The organism is Hyphomonas neptunium ATCC 15444, assembly GCF_000013025.1.
GTDB classification, from domain to species: domain Bacteria; phylum Pseudomonadota; class Alphaproteobacteria; order Caulobacterales; family Hyphomonadaceae; genus Hyphomonas; species Hyphomonas neptunia.
Genome location: NC_008358.1, coordinates 1,087,906 through 1,104,561, shown reverse-complemented (window position 1 = coordinate 1,104,561; position 16,656 = coordinate 1,087,906). Strand labels below are relative to the sequence as shown.

The 16,656-nt window shown below is 60.7% G+C and carries 17 protein-coding genes; 6 read left to right on the top strand and 11 right to left on the bottom strand.

Annotated elements, in window-relative coordinates:
* Positions 1-6 precede the first annotated feature (6 nt).
* From HNE_RS05440 to HNE_RS05420, 5 genes are all read right to left on the bottom strand, one after another.
* Positions 7-831 (bottom strand): HpcH/HpaI aldolase/citrate lyase family protein, encoded by an 825-nt coding sequence (locus HNE_RS05440; protein ID WP_011646118.1) that lies wholly within the window; start codon positions 829-831, stop codon positions 7-9.
* 88 nt (positions 832-919) lie between these two features.
* Positions 920-1,531 carry a VOC family protein gene (locus HNE_RS05435; protein ID WP_011646117.1) on the bottom strand — a complete coding sequence of 204 codons (612 nt, stop codon included), beginning with the start codon at positions 1,529-1,531 and terminating at the stop codon, positions 920-922.
* Between the two features lie 22 nt (positions 1,532-1,553).
* The gene (locus HNE_RS05430; RefSeq protein WP_011646116.1) at positions 1,554-2,462 is read right to left on the bottom strand and encodes a polysaccharide deacetylase family protein; all 909 of its coding nucleotides are present in this window, start codon (positions 2,460-2,462) and stop codon (positions 1,554-1,556) included.
* The gene (locus HNE_RS05425; RefSeq protein WP_011646115.1) at positions 2,459-3,295 is read right to left on the bottom strand and encodes an SDR family NAD(P)-dependent oxidoreductase; all 837 of its coding nucleotides are present in this window, start codon (positions 3,293-3,295) and stop codon (positions 2,459-2,461) included. The genes HNE_RS05430 and HNE_RS05425 overlap by 4 nt, the downstream gene beginning before the upstream one ends.
* A gap of 10 nt (positions 3,296-3,305) precedes the next feature.
* Positions 3,306-3,620 (bottom strand): hypothetical protein, encoded by a 315-nt coding sequence (locus HNE_RS05420; RefSeq protein ID WP_011646114.1) that lies wholly within the window; start codon positions 3,618-3,620, stop codon positions 3,306-3,308.
* Positions 3,621-3,715: 95 nt separating this feature from the next.
* Here HNE_RS05420 and HNE_RS05415 point away from each other — a divergent pair, with 95 nt between their 5' ends.
* Both HNE_RS05415 and HNE_RS05410 read left to right on the top strand, forming a co-directional pair.
* Positions 3,716-4,981, top strand: coding sequence for a class I SAM-dependent methyltransferase (locus tag HNE_RS05415; protein WP_011646113.1), 1,266 nt, complete (start codon positions 3,716-3,718; stop codon positions 4,979-4,981).
* A gap of 3 nt (positions 4,982-4,984) precedes the next feature.
* Positions 4,985-5,350, top strand: a complete 366-nt coding sequence (locus HNE_RS05410) for a hypothetical protein (RefSeq protein WP_011646112.1) — start codon at positions 4,985-4,987, stop codon at positions 5,348-5,350.
* Between the two features lie 9 nt (positions 5,351-5,359).
* Here HNE_RS05410 and HNE_RS05405 read toward each other — a convergent pair whose 3' ends face one another.
* Together HNE_RS05405 and HNE_RS05400 are read right to left on the bottom strand one after the other, a co-directional pair.
* Positions 5,360-6,196 (bottom strand): hypothetical protein, encoded by an 837-nt coding sequence (locus HNE_RS05405; RefSeq protein ID WP_011646111.1) that lies wholly within the window; start codon positions 6,194-6,196, stop codon positions 5,360-5,362.
* Positions 6,193-6,489: a DUF1330 domain-containing protein gene (locus HNE_RS05400; RefSeq protein WP_011646110.1), complete on the bottom strand. Its 297-nt coding sequence runs from the start codon at positions 6,487-6,489 to the stop codon at positions 6,193-6,195. Before HNE_RS05400 ends, HNE_RS05405 begins: the two co-directional genes overlap by 4 nt.
* 92 nt (positions 6,490-6,581) lie before the next feature.
* On the opposite strand from HNE_RS05400, the gene HNE_RS05395 reads away from it, so the two are divergent.
* Genes HNE_RS05395 through HNE_RS05385 form a run of 3 tightly spaced genes read left to right on the top strand, consistent with a single transcriptional unit; the run spans position 6,582 to position 9,279 of the window.
* Positions 6,582-7,466 (top strand): hypothetical protein, encoded by an 885-nt coding sequence (locus HNE_RS05395; RefSeq protein WP_035590589.1) that lies wholly within the window; start codon positions 6,582-6,584, stop codon positions 7,464-7,466.
* Complete coding sequence (locus tag HNE_RS05390; RefSeq protein WP_011646108.1) at positions 7,463-8,476, top strand: MDR family NADP-dependent oxidoreductase; 1,014 nt, start codon at positions 7,463-7,465, stop codon at positions 8,474-8,476. Before HNE_RS05395 ends, HNE_RS05390 begins: the two co-directional genes overlap by 4 nt.
* A complete protein-coding gene (locus HNE_RS05385; RefSeq protein WP_011646107.1) occupies positions 8,476-9,279 on the top strand; it encodes an alpha/beta fold hydrolase in 804 nt (267 codons plus the stop codon). The genes HNE_RS05390 and HNE_RS05385 overlap by 1 nt, the downstream gene beginning before the upstream one ends.
* Here HNE_RS05385 and HNE_RS05380 read toward each other — a convergent pair.
* Positions 9,268-10,839, bottom strand: a complete 1,572-nt coding sequence (locus HNE_RS05380; RefSeq protein ID WP_011646106.1) for an MFS transporter — start codon at positions 10,837-10,839, stop codon at positions 9,268-9,270. The genes HNE_RS05385 and HNE_RS05380 overlap by 12 nt on opposite strands.
* Positions 10,840-11,082: 243 nt before the next feature.
* Complete coding sequence (locus HNE_RS05375; protein ID WP_011646105.1) at positions 11,083-13,539, bottom strand: TonB-dependent receptor; 2,457 nt, start codon at positions 13,537-13,539, stop codon at positions 11,083-11,085.
* A 182-nt stretch (positions 13,540-13,721) separates the two neighbouring features.
* On the opposite strand from HNE_RS05375, the gene HNE_RS05370 reads away from it, so the two are divergent.
* Positions 13,722-14,228, top strand: a complete 507-nt coding sequence (locus HNE_RS05370; RefSeq protein ID WP_011646104.1) for a hypothetical protein — start codon at positions 13,722-13,724, stop codon at positions 14,226-14,228.
* Between the two features lie 72 nt (positions 14,229-14,300).
* Here HNE_RS05370 and HNE_RS05365 read toward each other — a convergent pair whose 3' ends face one another.
* Positions 14,301-15,203: a DUF1838 family protein gene (locus HNE_RS05365; RefSeq protein WP_011646103.1), complete on the bottom strand. Its 903-nt coding sequence runs from the start codon at positions 15,201-15,203 to the stop codon at positions 14,301-14,303.
* 46 nt (positions 15,204-15,249) lie between these two features.
* Positions 15,250-16,653: a sodium/proline symporter gene (locus HNE_RS05360; protein WP_233352004.1), complete on the bottom strand. Its 1,404-nt coding sequence runs from the start codon at positions 16,651-16,653 to the stop codon at positions 15,250-15,252.
* Positions 16,654-16,656: the final 3 nt, after the last annotated feature.

The window sequence follows — 16,656 nt, the reverse complement described above, 5'->3', positions numbered from 1 at the left end:
TCTTCCTTAGACTGATTTGGCTTTGGCGAGCACGCGCTCAGCCGCGAGAATGACGGGGCGGTCAACGAGTTTGCCCTTGTGCAGCACTGCGCCGCCCGAAGCATTGTTCAGCGCATCAATAATTGCCTGCGCTTCAGCGATGTCGGCCTCACTTGGCGTGAAGGCCGCGTTGACGACCGAAACCTGGTCGGGGTGGATGCACGCACGCCCGGAGAAGCCCATCAGGCGCGCCTTGTGCGTCGTCTCGGCAAGGCCGGCGGGATCTTTCACATCCAGGAATGGCACGTCATAGGCAGGCACGCCGGCTGCGCCGCAGGCTGCCACAACCAATCCGCGCGCAGTCAGCATCGCGTCCCAATTGGCAAGGTCTGCGCCCAGGCTTGCGGAGAAGTCTGCCCCGCCGAACAGCATGCCGCCCGTCGCCCTGGCGGCCACGGACTGTACATTTGCGAGCGACCGGCCGCTTTCCATAACGGCGATCAGCGGAATATCCGCGCCAAGCGCTTCGGCGACGATTTCAAGATCCACCGCCGTTTCCGCCTTGGGCACCATGATAAAATCAAGCTTCGCCAGCGCGCCCGAGGCCGCGAACGCGGCAATATCGGCGCATCCATGCGCGCTGCGGGGCGAGTTGATCCGCACGGCCAGCCCCTTGCCGCTCCAGGCATCTATCCAGCCCAGAACATCGGCGCGGGCCTTGTCCTTTTCAGACGGCAGCACGGCATCCTCAAGGTCGATAATGGCAGCGTCGGCCCCAGCAGCCAGCGCCTTGGCAAACCGGTCCTGCCGGGCGCCGGGAACAAACAGGAATGAGCGATAGGTTGAAGGCATAAGACAATCCGCACTAACTTTGTCCGGACAAAGTAAACCAGACCAAGCCGCTGTCAATGACTACGGCCAGGGAAATTACGCCGCTGCGCTATTCTGAAGCGCGGGGATCGGAGATGATCTGGTTGAGCTCGATCGTATGCCCGTCAGGGTCGACCAGCATCGAGACCATCACAATGATGTCGCCAGCCGGTGAGGGATAGCGCCGCTCCGCCGGCGCGCCGATCACCTGCACGCCGGGCACAGAAGCGGCCGCAACGAAACGGCTTTCCAGATCCGTTGTGTTGAACAGGAGAACGATTTCACCTGGCGTGAAGTCTGCCTCATCGGGCGGGGCGGTATCTTTTTCGGTTGGATCAAGAAACTGCCAGAGGCCGAGCATGCCCATGACCCCGCTATTGGTTTGCGTCAGCACAAGCCGGGAGCGGTTCTTGCCGTCCGCGCCATAGCGCGTATCCAGCCCCGGCGAGGTCAGCTCCTGATCATAGACCACATCGAAGCCAAGCGCGTCGCGATAGAGAAGCAGGGACTTTTCCAGATCACGGACGATCAGAGTGGTCCGGCGCAGGTTGATCGGATGCAGCGGATACGGATTTTCCGCCCCCAGCAATGCAGGTGCCTGCGGCGCCGATGGCGCAGCAGGCGTCGCGCATCCCGCGCAGATCAGGGCGACCAGACTCACCCCCAACGATACCGTCTTCATGTCCGCCCTCCCTATTGTTCTTCTATCGCGCTGTACTGGCAGAGACTTCCTTTGAGAAATGCGCGGCAATCTGCTCCCGCGTTGCAACCCAGACATCCGGATGCCCCTTCACATGCTCCAGAAAGTCGGCAAATGCCTTGATCCGGCCAGGGCGGCCAATGATCCGCAGGTGCAGGCCGAGGCTCATCATCCGCGCCCCTTCGCGCTGGCTTTCTTCATACAGCCAGTCAAACGAGCGGCGGGCATAGTCGAGCCACATATCGGGCGTGAAGCTCGGCGAGAGCCAGAACTTCATGTCATTGGAATCGATGGCATAGGGCAGAACCACCATCGGTTTTTCGGAACCATCCGCCATCGGGACTTTTGCCCAATAGGGAAAATCGTCCGAATAATCGTCCATATGGTAGGAATACCCCTGCTCGAGAATCAGGCGCCGCGTGATGTCCGTATGCAGATAGCGCGAGAGCCAGCCGGCGGGCTTGCGGCCACAGGTCTTCTCAATGCTGTCTGTGCCCTTGGCAATGAAGTCGCGCTCGGCATCCTCATCCATGAAAGCGGTAAACGCCCATTTATAGCCGTGATTACAGGGTTCATCACCCCGCTCCATGATGGCTTTGGCCAGCCAAGGCGCTTTTTCCAGCGCCAGGCCGCAGACTGTCCAGGTCGCATTGATGCCAGCCTTGTCGAGAATCTGGATCACACGCGGCGCGCCGCGATTGATGCCATACTGATAATTGGTCTCGTTGCCATGCACGCGAATCGGTTTGCCCGGCACCGCGCCCAGCTCATCGACAGGCTCAGGCCGCTTGTCGCCTTCATCGATACGGCGCTCGGCGCCTTCCTCGACATTGACGACGACCGACAGGGCGAGCTTTTTGCCGCCCGGCCAGGTGAAGCCTTCTGGCGCAGGGTCTTTAGGCAACTGGGTCAATGGGGCTCCTCCCCTCCGGAAACATTCATGCTTTCAGCGGTGATATAGGCCGCCTGATCCGTACACAGCCAGGCAACCGCATTGGCGGTGTCTTCCGGCAGGCCGGGGCGGCGCATCGGGATGCGGTTTTTCATGTTGGTCATGTACTCGTCCACAGAAGCAGCGCCCGTAACCTTCGAGAAATACTCGTTCTGCCACGCGCCAAGGCCTGTCGTGACATGGTTGGGGCAGACATTGTTGACCGTGATACCGTGCGGACCAAGCTCAATCGCCGCCGACCGTACCAGGCCGACAAGGCCATGCTTGGACGAGGTGTAAGCCTGCGCATGGGGGAAGCCGGATTTGGCCGCCTGGCTGGCGATGTTGACAATCCGTCCGCCCTTACCCTGCCCGATCATCGCTTCGGCCGCCGCCTTGAGGCCGAAGAACGCCCCGGTGAGGTTCACGTCGATCACGGCCCGCCAGTCGGCTTCGGAAACTTCCAGCAGCGGCTTCATGATGTAGCCGATGCCCGCATTGTTCACCCAGATGTCGAGCGATCCGTGCGTTTCAGAAGCATGCTTTGCCAGCGCCCGCACCTCTTCCAGGCTGCGCACATCGCAGACGCAGGTGGAGACGTTCACGCCGAGGCCGCGAAGCTCCTCTGCGATGGATTCCATCTCGTCTGTGGTGCCGATATGGCCCTCGCCGGTCGCCGCGTCGCGCGGCTTGCCAACATCAGAGAGAACAATATTCGCCCCTTCGCTGGCCAGCTTGCGGGCAATTGCCTCGCCCAGCCCCTTGCGGCGGCCAGAGCCGGTGATGACAGCGGTTTTACCCGAAAGCGTTCCCATCCGCCTGCCCTCAGCCGAGCTTGTCGGTCAGGATGAACACAAGATCGTCGGCCATAGCCTGGAACTCGCCGGCGATCTTCTGCATCGCCTCGCTGCCCACTTCGCCGCCGAAGCCCGCCATATCGGCCACATCAATGATCTCGATATAGGCATAAGGCGGCTTTGCATCCGAACCGAGCACGCCGGTGGCGCGGAACACTTCAAATGCATCAACCGATTTCAGTCCGTTGACCGTTGGAATATCCTTGGTCTTGGCCCAGTTTTCATAGTCCGGGACCGAAATGCCGGGTTTGAGATTGAAAAGTGCGACAATCTTGGTGCTCATATGGGTAAACTCCCCTACTTGGTCATTTCGCCTAAATGATATATCTTTTACTCGCAGGTCAATTGCCAATTGGCCATTAGTTCAGGAGGAATAGGATGGCTGACACAGTTCACCCGCCCGCAGCAGCGCCCGCTGCCCCAATTCAGGCCACGTCTGCGCCCCGCGCCTATGACGGTCCGCCGGACTACCGGGTTGTCGGGCGCCACGGCGTATTTCCTGAAACAAATCATGATGAAGTCGCCCGCTTCAACTTCCTCGCCCACATGAACCGCCATCTGGCGGCCAATGTCATGCCCGGCGTTGGGGAGGCCTTTGAAGCGCGTGTGACGCCTGCCTTCGAAAAGAAAGAAAAACGCAGCTTCAAGGACCGTCACGAGGTTCGCAAGGCGCTGACGCAAGACCCGGTCTGGCAATGGTGGTCGGCAATGCGCCGCGCCACGATGGAATCACGCCAGCAGGCCGGCCGCTGGGTGACGATCCGTCAGGCTGACGACCTCAACGACAAGGTGCGTGCGCTGACTGAAACCGACGCACGCCTCGTCCTCAAGCCCGGCTTCAAACAGCCCCGCTCGACCGAAGCCATCGACCATCACTGCATGCCGGGCAGCTATCACACCGAACTCGTCCCCGGCGATGTGACCGGCGCAGCCAATTACGACATCGGCATTTTCGCCACCACGGGCGGCATGCTGGGGCGCTATAATGATGGCGGCGGCGTTGCTGTGGCCGAATGGGTGAAGCAGAACCTCCCGGAGTTCCAGCCCAAGCGCATCCTCGATATCGGCTGCGGCCTTGGCCACAATGTCGTGCCCCTCGCCCAGGCTTATCCGGATGCGGAGATTGTCGCGGTTGATGCCGGCGCGCCGATGCTGCGCTATGGCCTTGCCCGCGCCAAGACGCTGGGCGCAGACAACATCACCTTCCTACAGGGCGATGTGTCAGACCTTTCCCAGTTTGAAGACGAGAGCTTCGACTGGATTCAGTCGACCATGTTCCTGCACGAAACCAGCTACAAGATGATGCCCCTTATCTTCGCTGAGACGAAGCGCCTCCTGAAGCCCGGCGGCATCGTGCTGCATGTGGAACAGCCGCAGTATACAGACCAGATGCCGCTGTTCGAACAGGCGATGCGCGATTGGGACGCGTTCTACAATAACGAGCCCTTCTGGACGAAAATGCACGAGATTGATCTCGACGCCTGGATGGAAAAAGCCGGCTTCTCCAAAGACGCCCTGATCCATGGCGGCGTCGCCGCCGTCGTCGATCCCGAAGTATTCCCGGAAGCGGCCAAGGACACCAAACAGGAAGACTATGGCCGCAAGGCCGCCTGGCACGTCATCGGCGCGCGGAAGGTAGCCTGATCCATGTCCACGAAACTTGATCCCGTCGCCTTGTCCGGTGCCAAAGCCAAGGGCAAGCGCCCCTGGTTCCTGAAGGATCCTGATGTCGAGCGGGTGATGAACATCACCCTCGCCCTGATGCAGGAAGTATCTGTCCTCCGGGAGCGGATGGATACGATTGAACGCCTGATGGAACGCGACGGCACTGTCAGCAAGGCGTCCATCGAAGCCTTCGAGCCCACCAAGCAAGAGGCTGAGGAGCGCGGCGCCTGGACCCAGGAATACATCGCCCGCGTCCTGCGCATCCTCCAGCAGGATCGCGAAACCATTGAACGCGGCGAGGAAGCATCCTCTGAAGACGTCGCCGAAGAGTTCGCCCAGACCCGTTGAGGCAACCCGCTAGAAAGTTGGCCCGTCCGGTTTCTGCGAAACAACGAATACGGACGGGTCAATGGGTTGCCCGATCTCGACCCGTGTCCAGATCGCTTCATTGGCCTTCACGCCATCATAGGAAAGCCTCACCCGGCCGGGCTGAACCCAGCTGGAGCCCGGCACCGTATAGAAGTTCGAATACCGCCGTTCATGCCAGCCGCGCGGTGTCCGGAACCCCGCATAGACGGTGGCAAAGTCAGACTGGCGGATGCCAAACCGGGTTTTTCCGCCGGCAGGGTCTGTCAGCTCCACCATATAGGCCGGCACGCCATCAATCAGATCATCAGGCAAACGGGTCTGCGTCCACCCCTCATCCAGACCATTGCGGATAGCCCCGAAGCCGAAGTTCGAAGCCCAGGCTTTCTCGGCAACGTCCTCAGGTACCGGACCATTCTGATCATAGGTCGTCTCACCATCAAAGGCGATCAGCATGGCAAGCGAATCGCCCGCCCATGCCTCAATCCGCACCTTACCTTCGGCGGCATGCGCATTTGCCTTGCTGCTCGAATACTCCCGCCACATGGCATACTTGTCCCACAATACCTCCGCGCCATCGGCGCGGCGGATGATGTTGTAGCCCTCCAGGTAAAGGCTTTCCACGTCCCGCCATGCGTCCCCGCCCGCCGCTTCATGAGCCGCCACCAGAATATCACGGCCCGACAGGTCCGGGTTGGCCTGCATTGCGGTTGGCAGCTGCGCGCGCCCGGAAACATCCGGAGGCGGACCATCCAGGCGAAGACCGCCGCCAGCAGGCGTTGCGCAGGCCGCCAGCAACGCCGCGCCCAGAAACAGGATGCCCCTCATCCCGGCTCCTCCACGATCATCACATGCGCCTCGGCCAATGGCTGACGCGCCGCTTTCAGCGCTTCATATTCCGGGCTGTCCCAGAACTTGCGGATCGCAGCCTTGTCGGGCCATTTGGAGATAACCGTGCTCGCCCCGTCAAACAGGCCGCCTTCCAGCGCCTCAACGCCGGGCGCGCGCACGACATACTCACCGCCGAAATGCGCAATCAGTGCGGCGGTCGGTGCCCCGTATTCGGTCATAAAGCGCTGGCGATCCTTCACCCGCGCAAAAACAATCATGTACGCTGCCATCTGCAACCTTTCAGCTTTGCCTCAGAGATTCAAATGATATATCTTTTATGCGAAGGCCTCCAGTGGCCATTCCCAAAAGAAAAGGCCTCCCCATGAAACTGTTACGCGCCGCGACGCTGACCGTGTCCGATCTCGAGCGCTCCATCGGCAACTACACGAAATACTTCGACTATGCCGTTGTTGAGCGGGGCGATGTGCCCGCAGACCTCGCCGCCAGCTGGGCAACGCCCGCCTCGGCAGGTCTTCCCTATGCCGTGATGCAGCCTTCCTCCGGCGCAGAGGTCTTCATCCGCTTCGTCCAGCAGCCGGCCGTCCCCGGCTACCAGGCGCTTCGTTCCTATGGCTGGAACGCCATCGAAATCTGCGTTCAGGACGTGATGGAAGCCAACGCCCGCATGGAAAACTCCCCCTTCGAGATCATCGGCCCGCCGCGCGAGATCGAAGGCCTCGACGCCATCTTCCCCATGCAAGTGAAAGGCCCGGACGAGGAAATCGTCTACCTCACCCAGATCCGCGACGACCTGCCCGCTTTCGATCTGCCGCGCGCGGCCTCCGTCATCGACAAACTTTTCATCCTCGTTCTCGGCTGCAGCGACATGAAAGCCTCGCTGGACTGGATGGTCCGCCATTGCGGCCTCGCCGTCGGCCGCGAAGAAATGGAAATCGTCTACACAATGATCGCCAAGGCTTACGGTACGCCGATGGAGGAGCTCCACAAAATCTCCACCATGATCCATGGCCGAGACGTCTTCCTCGAGCTTGACCAGTATCCTGCCGCCGCCATCCAGCGTCCGCATAATGACGGCATGCTCGTGCCCGGCTGTGCCATCGGCACCCTCTGGCATCCGGAGTTTGACAGCCTGCCCGGCCCCTGGATCACACCGCCCACCCGCCGCGAAGGCCCCATATACAAAGGCAAACGCGCCGGAACGATCAAGGATCTTGACGGCGCCCTGATCGAGATTGTCGAAGCATGAAACTCTACACCCTGAAAACTGAGATCGACGCTGTTCCGGTTGCGGATGATTTTATCGCCATTGAGGCGCCGCGCCCGGACTGCCCGGACGGCGGCATTGTCGCGCGGGTGATCTATCTCTCGCTTGACCCCTATGTCGGCTCCCGCCTGCGCGGGCGGCATATGGGCGAAGCCCCGCCCAAGCCCATGGAAGGCGCCATTCCCGGCGCCATCGTCGGCCAGGTCGTAAAGAGCCGCGCCGCAGGCGTGTCCGAAGGCGACTTTGTTCACGCCATGGAAGGCGGCTGGCAGGAATTTGCCGCCATTCCCGCGGGCCATTTCCGCAAACTTGACCCCAAATCTGCCCCGCTGCGCGCTCATATCGGCGTGCTCGGCATGCCCGGCCTCACGGCTTGGGCAGGCATTACCCAGCTGGCGAAAGTCATGGCCGGGGACGTTGTTCTCATCGACGCTGCCGCTGGCGCCGTAGGCGGAACAGCTGGCCAGATCGCCCGCATCAAAGGCGCTTCAAAGGCTGTCGGCATTGCTGGCGGCCCGGAGAAATGCCGCCTGGTGACAGAGACTTACGGCTTTGATGCCTGCATCGACTATAAGGCAGAAGGTTGGCAGGCCGCGCTGAAAGAAGCGCTCCCCGAAGGCGCCAGCGTGTTCTTCGAGAATGTCTCCGCCGAGATGGCGATGACGGCTCTCTCCGTTTCGCAGACTTATGTGCGCGGCGTGCTCTGCGGGCTGGCAGATGCCTACCAGTCATCCGGCCCTGCCCCTCACGCCCTCAATGCCGGCGCCATCATTGGCAAGCGCGCCCAGCTGCGTGGCCTGGTCGTCTACGACTTCTATTCCCGCTGGGACGAATATGCCGCCGAAGCCGCCGCCTGGATTCGCGATGGCAAGCTCGCCTTCGCCGAAGATCATGCAGATGGCCTCGACCAGGCACCCGCCCTCTTCGCCAAACTCATGCGCGGCGCAAATGTCGGCAAACCCATTATTACAGTTTCAGAGGAGCAGGCATAATGGCCCGCGTGAAGAGATCATACGTCGACGGAACATACGGCCAGTTGCATTACCGCATCGCGCAGCCGGAAAAGCCCTCGTCCCTCCCCCCGCTATACTGCCTCCACCAAAGCCCGAAATGTGGTCTTGAGTTTGAAACGCTTATGGGCGTCATCGGCAATGAGCGCGTGGTCGTTGCGCCCGATTATCCGGGCTATGGCCAGTCCGACAAGCCGCCGGAAGAACATCTCGCCACGGTGCCGGCCTATGCCGAAGCCTGCTGGCAGGTGGCCGACGCGCTTGGCCATGACACCATCGCCCTCTTCGGAAATCACACCGGCTCAAAAGTCGCGACCGAGATGGCCGGGACCCGTCCCGGCCATGTCGGCAATATCGCGATGGTCTCGGCCGCTCTGCTCTCGGACGAAGAGCGCGCCTTCTTCGCCGATTACTTCACACCGATTCCGCTGGATGAGGCCGGCACGCGCTTCTCAACCATGTGGCAGCGGATCGTCGAACGCCGCGGCCCCGGCACGTCCCTGGAAATGCTGGCCCAGTCGATGATGATGAACCTGCTGGGCGGTGAGGAATATGAATGGGGCCACGCGGCCGCCTTCTCGTTCGCAGAGCCTTTCGAGGAAGCACTGAAGACCCTGCCGAACCGGATCACCATCCTGAACCCGGCAGACGATCTCACCGACTGCACGCGCCGGGCGATACCGCTCATGCGCAACGGTCAGGTGATCGAATGCCCGGAATGGGGCTACAACTTCATGGACGTGTGGCCCGAAGAAGTTGCAGCCCTTCTGAAATCACACCTCTGAAGGCTTTACCGCGCCCGCCGGTGCAATCGCCGGCGGCGCCTTGGCCTTGTCCTGATGCTCCCGGTCATACCGGTATTTGCCGAGCGCCAGGATCGGCAGTGTAGAGATGAACAGGATGATCGCCGCACTGGTCAACGTCCATTCCCAATCATATCCGGGGAGAAGGCCTGTATTGGCCCCCAGGAAGTGGATACCCCGCCCGTCCGCAATATCCGACATGATCGACGGGCCAAGCCCTGCGCCAACCGCAAAGAAGGCATAAAGCGTGCCATAGATCGCGGTATAGGACTTCATCCCGAAATACTTCGAGACGATGTACGCCATGAAGTCGTATTCAACCCCGGCGCCAAACCCGATCATCAGGATAGCGATGGTCGCCGTCGTCGGGTTCAGTCCCGGCTGACCGAGCAGCCACAACGCAATGGCCGGCGAGGCAAGGAAGGCAAACGCCACGGCCGGCGCCCAGAAACGGTCAATCAGATAACCCCCGACCGCCCGGCCCAGAAGCACTGCCAGCCCAGTCAGAGTTGCCAGCCCTACCGCTTCATTGATGTCGAATGACTGCGCCACCAGAATCCGCTCGATATTGGGGATCACCGCGCCCACGGCGTAGGAGATCGGCATGAAGCAGATGCCCAGCAGCCAGAACCGCCAGTCCTTCAGGGCCTCGCCCAGGCTCATCCCCTTCAGCACGATAGCAATCCCATCAACGCGCTCGGGCGGGTTCTTGCGGATGTCCAGGAAGATCATCGCCAGCACCGGCAATAGCATCAGCAGCGAGAACACAATCGCCATCATGTATTCGAGCCGCAACCCATTTGCCTCGATCAGCGGCAGAACCTGCATCCAGACCAGCGCCCCGAGCCCCAAAGTGCCGAGCAGCGAGATGCCGAGGATTGGCAGTTTCAGCTTCACAAGGCGCGACTGGCTGGCCGGCTTGTCGTCAAGGTCCCGCAGGCTCAGCAGGCTCAAGGGCAGCGAAATCGTCAGCGGCAGAAGGCCGAGAAGAATATACGCGCTGCGCCAGCCCGATCCGTTGAAGAAGTGCCATTCCGGGTTCGATACGATGTATTGCGCAAAGAATTTCGCCAGCGCGCCGCTGACGCCCGTAGCGATCAGCGCAATGCCCAGCACAATGCCGCGGTTCTTCTCAAACCAGGCGGCAACCGGCCGGGTAAATGTAATCGGCAGTGTACCCGCCCCGGCAAAAGCCAGCACCAGCCAGAGGAAAATATAGAGCGGCTTCGAGCCTGTGTTGAAGGCCAGCGCCATCATCGCCAGGCTGAACGTCACGATCGAAATCAGCGCGATAATCCGCGCGCCGAATTTCTGCGCGAGAATGCCGACGACCGGCGCGGCAATGAACACACCGAAGGTGTAGATTGCCAGCGCATTGAGAATGTCGCCCGGCGCCCAGCCCATCGGGCCAAATTCCGCCAGCATCGGCGGGATCATCACACCGATGGTATAAAATGGCAGCGGAGAAAGTCCGAGTCCGACCCCGACGGCTGCGGCGCTGACAACTGGCCAGCCGCGGCTGAACTCTCCTGTTTCCGCCATTCTACGAACTCCTCGCGTTACCGGGTGCCTGTGAAAGCACGATTTCAAGTCTTATCGTCATGTAATTGGTATATCATTTGAGCGCTCCGTCGAGAGGAAAACTCCAGATGATTATGTCCCGCCAGCAATTTGCCCGTCTATCGGGCACCCCGCCATGGGGAACGTGAACTGGTCCGGCCAAAAAAAGGAGGCGGCGCCGGGACGGGATGCCCAACGCCGCCAAGTTTTACGCCATGTGCCCGATCAGAAGCGGACACGCAGCTCCGCGCCATATTGCGGTCCGCGGCGAAGCGAACCGAAATAAGCACGCGGCGCGCCACGAGAAGCGGTCGTAGGCGCTACATTCGGGCTGAAGCCCGCTGAGAAGTAAGGTCCCTGCAGCCAGCGCGTGGCGACCACAATGGAATCCTCATCCGTAATATTCTGACCGTAAGCGGCAATCGTCCACCGATCCGTCTCGAAGCCGAACCGGGCCCCCAGCAGGGTCGCGTCGCCGGTTTCCGCCTGATTGTGGATCTGTACAAATTTCGAGCTCTCATAGGTTAGATCACTCGACACGAAGAAGTCAGATCCAAACGGACCGGCCTCCCGGAAATCAAGCCGCGCGAACACGCTCGCCTGATGCTCCGAAGTCAGAGGAAAAGTCCGCCCGGCAATTGAGCAGGATGCCGGACCGGCGCCCGGAAACAGACCGCTGAAATCGGTGCCCGTCTGATTATCGGGGTCTGTCAGAACCCCGCCGCCCGATGTCATGGTCCACTCGTCGGCGTCACAGCCTTCGGTAAACTTCGCATCCGTCCAGGCATAGGTGAACCCGCCGCTGAGGATGTCGTTCACCGCGCCATTGAGGTCGATCTCAAGGCCCTTGATCTCGCCGGCGCCCTGGTTGGTGGCGATGGAGTTGATCGCGCCCGATGTCGCCGCAACGGCCGACGTAAGCTGCACATTGGTCGCGTCGGTGAAGTAGCCTGCCATCGAGACACTCCAATCACCCAGGCCGACATCCGGCAGCGGCGTTTTCAGGCCGACTTCAAAATTGTCTGACTCTTCCTGCTTGTATGTCGGCATGCCAACCGCTTCCCCGATCGCGCCGTTGATGCCGCCCGGCTTCACACCCTGAGCGACAACAGCATAGATCGTCCCGCCATTGCCCAGATCATAGTCAACGGTCAGGCGCGGAGTGAATTTGCTGTAGGAAACCTCCGGCGTTACCGTCGATGTGCGGTCGGTCTTGGTTTCTTCCGCATACCGCCCTTCAAGGGTTGCCGTCAGGCGGTCGGTAAAATCAAACTCAACCAGGCCAAAGATGGCTTCATTGCGAATGGTGCGCTTTCCCGTATCCGCCGAGCGGCCCGATGGGTCTGCAAACGTAATGTCGCCTTCATAGAAAAGCTGGTCATAGAGATACACACCCAGCATCCCGCGCAGACGCAGGTCCTGCGGCGACGCAATCTGCGCCTCGATGCTGTAGTCCTCAATATCCTTGCGCGTGGTGTTGGCGAAGAACGGCTCCTGCGTTGGCCCTGCCAGGAAGAAGTTCACCGAGGAGTGATCGGAATCATACCCCTGCTTGTTATGCTCCTTCGAATAGCCCGCCAGAAGGCTCGCTTCCCATCCGGCATCGCCGAACCGATAGGTTGATACCGAACTGGCGACCCAGAGATCGCGCGTAATTCCGTCGAATGCCGTACCGTCGCCGAGGCCATACGCCCCCGCAAAGAACGGAAAGGTCGAGTTCAGCGGCGCGCCGGGCACCACATTTGGCACGCCGTCCGCATCCACGCCGGAATTCACCGCCACCTGCCCCGGCTTGATGACCCCGCAATAATACTGGTTGGTATTGGTGCTGCCCGACAGGGGCCAGAAGGCCAGCGAGCGATACCCCGGCAGACAGTTGTTTTCCTCCGCAGACTGCAGGAACAGCGGCAGCACGCCGTCGCGGTCCTCGCTGAAGCTCACCCGCAGGCGCGAATCGAAGTTGGAGACCGGCGCCCAGTCCAGAACACCGGCAAGGCTGGTGGTTTTCTCCTGCCCGACGAGTTCGCCGGTCACGGAGTTCTCGTGCTCGCCGCCATACTCATAATCCCGGAAGCTCAAACGCCCGGTCAGCCCCGGAAAGATCGGCCCGGCGATCGACGCCGCATATTCAGCCGTATCATTGTTGCCCGCGCGCAGCTTGCCGGTCGCCTCAAAGGTGTCCGTGCCGCCCTTGGTGATGAAGTTGATCGCGCCGGCATAGGTATTGCGCCCATAAAGCGCCGATTGCGGGCCTTTGATCACTTCGACGCGCTGAAGGTCATTCGGATCAAGGTTCTGGATCGAACCGGAATAGTAGACGCCGTCAATAAAGTAGGCCGTACCGGACTCGACCCCGAACTGAACCCCGGCAAGCACGTTGGATTGCCCGCGGATGACCGGACGCTCGGTAGAGCGGCCAAATGCCTTTCCGAACGAGAGCCCCGGCGTGAAACGGGCAATATCATCGACCGATTCCAGCTGAAGGTTCTCCAGGGTTTCTTCGCTGAACGCGCTGACCGCGACGGGCGCCTCCAGAAGCCCCTCCTCCTTCTTGCGAGCGCTGACGACGATAACGTCCTGCTTCAGCTCCGCATCTTCAGATGCCTCCTGCGCGAAACCCGGTGATGCCTGAACGGTCATCGCCAAAGCCGCTGCGCCAGCCAATAGAATTGCCTTGTTCATTTTGTATCTCCCCAGTGCGTCATTCTGTGCGCTACGCTATCTCTCGACAGCGACATTAAATGATATACCATTTACAGTCAGTCGCGTTCGCATGCTTGGCAAGCCCTTTTCCGTGGGCAGACGAGATTTTTTTGACGGGCGCGTGACATTCGAGGCACAGTCAGACAAGAAATGAGGCAGCCATGACAGACAACATCACTTCAACAGAACTGAAAAAGATCATGCCGCTTCTCGCGCGCCATGAAGGCGTGTGGGAAGGCGTGTACCGCTACTATGACGCGGAAGGGAACAAGACCGACGAGCACGTCTCGCGCCTGCTCTGCCGTTTCCCTGAAACAGGTCCCGCCTACCACCAGACAAACTATTATCGGTGGGCGGATGGCCGCAGCGAAGTGCGGGATTTCCCCGCCAATATCGTCAATGGCCGCATCGCCTGGGACAATGAACTTATCGTGGGCTGGGCAAGCGACGTGCCGCTCGATGACTTCAAGCGCACCACCATGCTCAACTGGACCCGCACCGGTGAGCCGGACCTTTATCTCTATGAAATGATCCAGCTCTCTGATGATGGCCAGTCGCGCTCGCGCACCTGGCAGTGGTTCAAGAAGGATCGCCTCTTCCAACGTACACTGATCGACGAGAAATTCATCTCGGCCGACTGGAAATCCTATGACGGCAAGACGTTCTGATCCTGCCACCGCTTGAAAACAGACCAGGCCGGAGCAATGCTCCGGCCTTTTTTCTGATATGTATTCAGTTACTTACCGTTCAGGCTTGGAAATTGATCCATCCGATATTCCTTTATAGTAAGTCCAGCTCGTCATGTTCTTGCGCGGATCGCCAGAGGGCGGCGGGCTGGCATATTCCGGATAATGCGCAGCGATCTCCGCTTTCATCGTGTCAGACAGTTCGTCAAAATTCGACAGCTTGCGGCCTGCCGTATGCATATACATTACGCCTTCCCGGCCATTCATCATCATCCAGGGCAGCCAATCGGCAATCCGTGTCCAGCCTACCGTCACGACCGCAGATGTTGTCTTGGGGTCCAGCAGATCGTCCGTACCCCCAAAGAAGTTGAACAGCTCCGTTGCGTGATAGGTTCCACCAATCTCCTTCTGGAAGTCGCCGGCAAGCGGATTGGGATACCAGAGCGGAAACGTCGAACGATACCACCAGGAGGCCCCACCGATTTCACCCTGCCAGACAGCCGGTTTTCCCTCGCGGTCGACCTCATAGGATTTGAAGTTCACAGGATCATTGGCGACGTGCAGAACCTCGACAGCCTCACCCGACCATGGGTTCGTCCATGTCTTCAGAACCTCGCCGGTATCTTTGTCCTTATACAGAAGTATCTCGCGTGAAACGAGGTGAAAGCCCTTCACCCCTTCCTGATTCGTGATTGACGAGCAGGCCCGGATATTCATCCCCTCCACGTCGAACATGTGAATGTCTTTCTCGCCCTGGCGGCGGGAAAGCGCCTTGCCATGCCACCAGAAAACCACCGGTTCATCATCGACTGTCGAACACTGGATTTTCCGTAAAATGGCTGTCGCATCGGAGGGCACTGACGGATCAAGTTTCGCGCCTTGCGCCTCTCCCAGTGACGCGCAGGCAGACACCAGAAAGGCTGCAGCAGCCAGCGCCAGATAACGAGCGGTGTGCATGGGTTCCTCCGTTAGATATATCTTTTATTGTTATATCTTTTGCATCTCACAAGTCGGAAGGCGCGCCAAGCGCCTGATTGTGCTGCCCTGCAACAATTCTGGTCACGGCGAGCGCCAGAAAGGCAGCGATCCACGGAACCGTCCGTGCCCACACGGCGCCCGGCCCGGAATTCAGGACAAATTCATAAGCCAGCGAGGTCACAAAGCCCGCCAGGATCGACGCGAGCACCGCGGCGCCGCCCGGCCGCCCGCCAAACGCCCTCACGACCACCACCGGCCCGAAACTCGCCCCCAGCGCCGTCCACGCAAACAGCGTCCGGTCAAAGATCGTCGCGGGCAAGGCCAGCGTCAGCACGACCGCAACCCCGCTCACAACCAGCATCGCCAACCGCGTCGCCAGCACTGTGCGTCCGCCCATCAAACGCGCCGCGCCAAGGTCATGGCTGATCGCCCCGCTTGCCACCAGCAACTGGCTATCCACCGTCGACATGATCGCCGAGAGGATCGCCGCCGCCACGATCCCCGCCAGAACGCCCGGCAACAAATCGCCGGCCAGCTTGAAGAAGATGCCTTCCGCCGGCGCGTCGGCGCCAAACAGCGCCCGCCCCGAAAGCCCCAGCACCGCCATCCCGGCATAGACTACCGCGCCCCAGCCGATCGCCACGCCCGCGCCCATTACGCGCGCTTTGGTGTCCCGCGCTGCCATGATCCAGCTGATGAGGTGGGGCTGGCCCAGCGCGCCAAATCCCGTCGCCGTCATGCCGAGCGCAAAGCCGCCCGCGATCCATCCCGCACGCCCGCCGAATGTCGCGAGATACTCAGGGGGCACATCCTCCAGCGCCGCGCCGATGCCACTCACCCCGCCCGCCGCAGAGAATGCCAGCACCGGCAACAGGATCGCGACGAGCATCATGATCACGCCCTGCACGGTATTGATCACCGAAACCGCCAGAAACCCGCCCGCAAATGTGTAGGCCAGAATGATAATCGCCCCGAGAATGATGCCGCCGCTCATCCCGATACCGAAGAGATCGTCAAACGCCACGCCCGCGCCCTGGAACTGAGACGCGATATAGTAGGAAAAACAGAAGGCGATCATCACCGTCGCCGAAATCCGGATCAGGCGCGCCACGCGCGGCCCGGCCGTCTCGGTCAGGAACGCTGTCAGCGTCAGCTGGTCCTTGTCCCGGCTTGCCGCCTGCAACACCGGCCCCGCAAACAGCCACACCGCGCCATAGCCCAGCAGAATGCCGGGGATCATCCACAGCGCCGAAAGCCCCGTCGCATACACAAAGCCCGAATAGCCCAGCAGCACCCACGCGCTGGAACTCGAAGCGGCATAGGCAAGCCCCGAAACCAGCGGCCCCAGAGAGCGCCCGCCCAGAAGAAAAGACGACGCCTCCGAGCGCACCTTGCGGCTCGCCCACAGGCTGACACCTACAAGCAACACCGC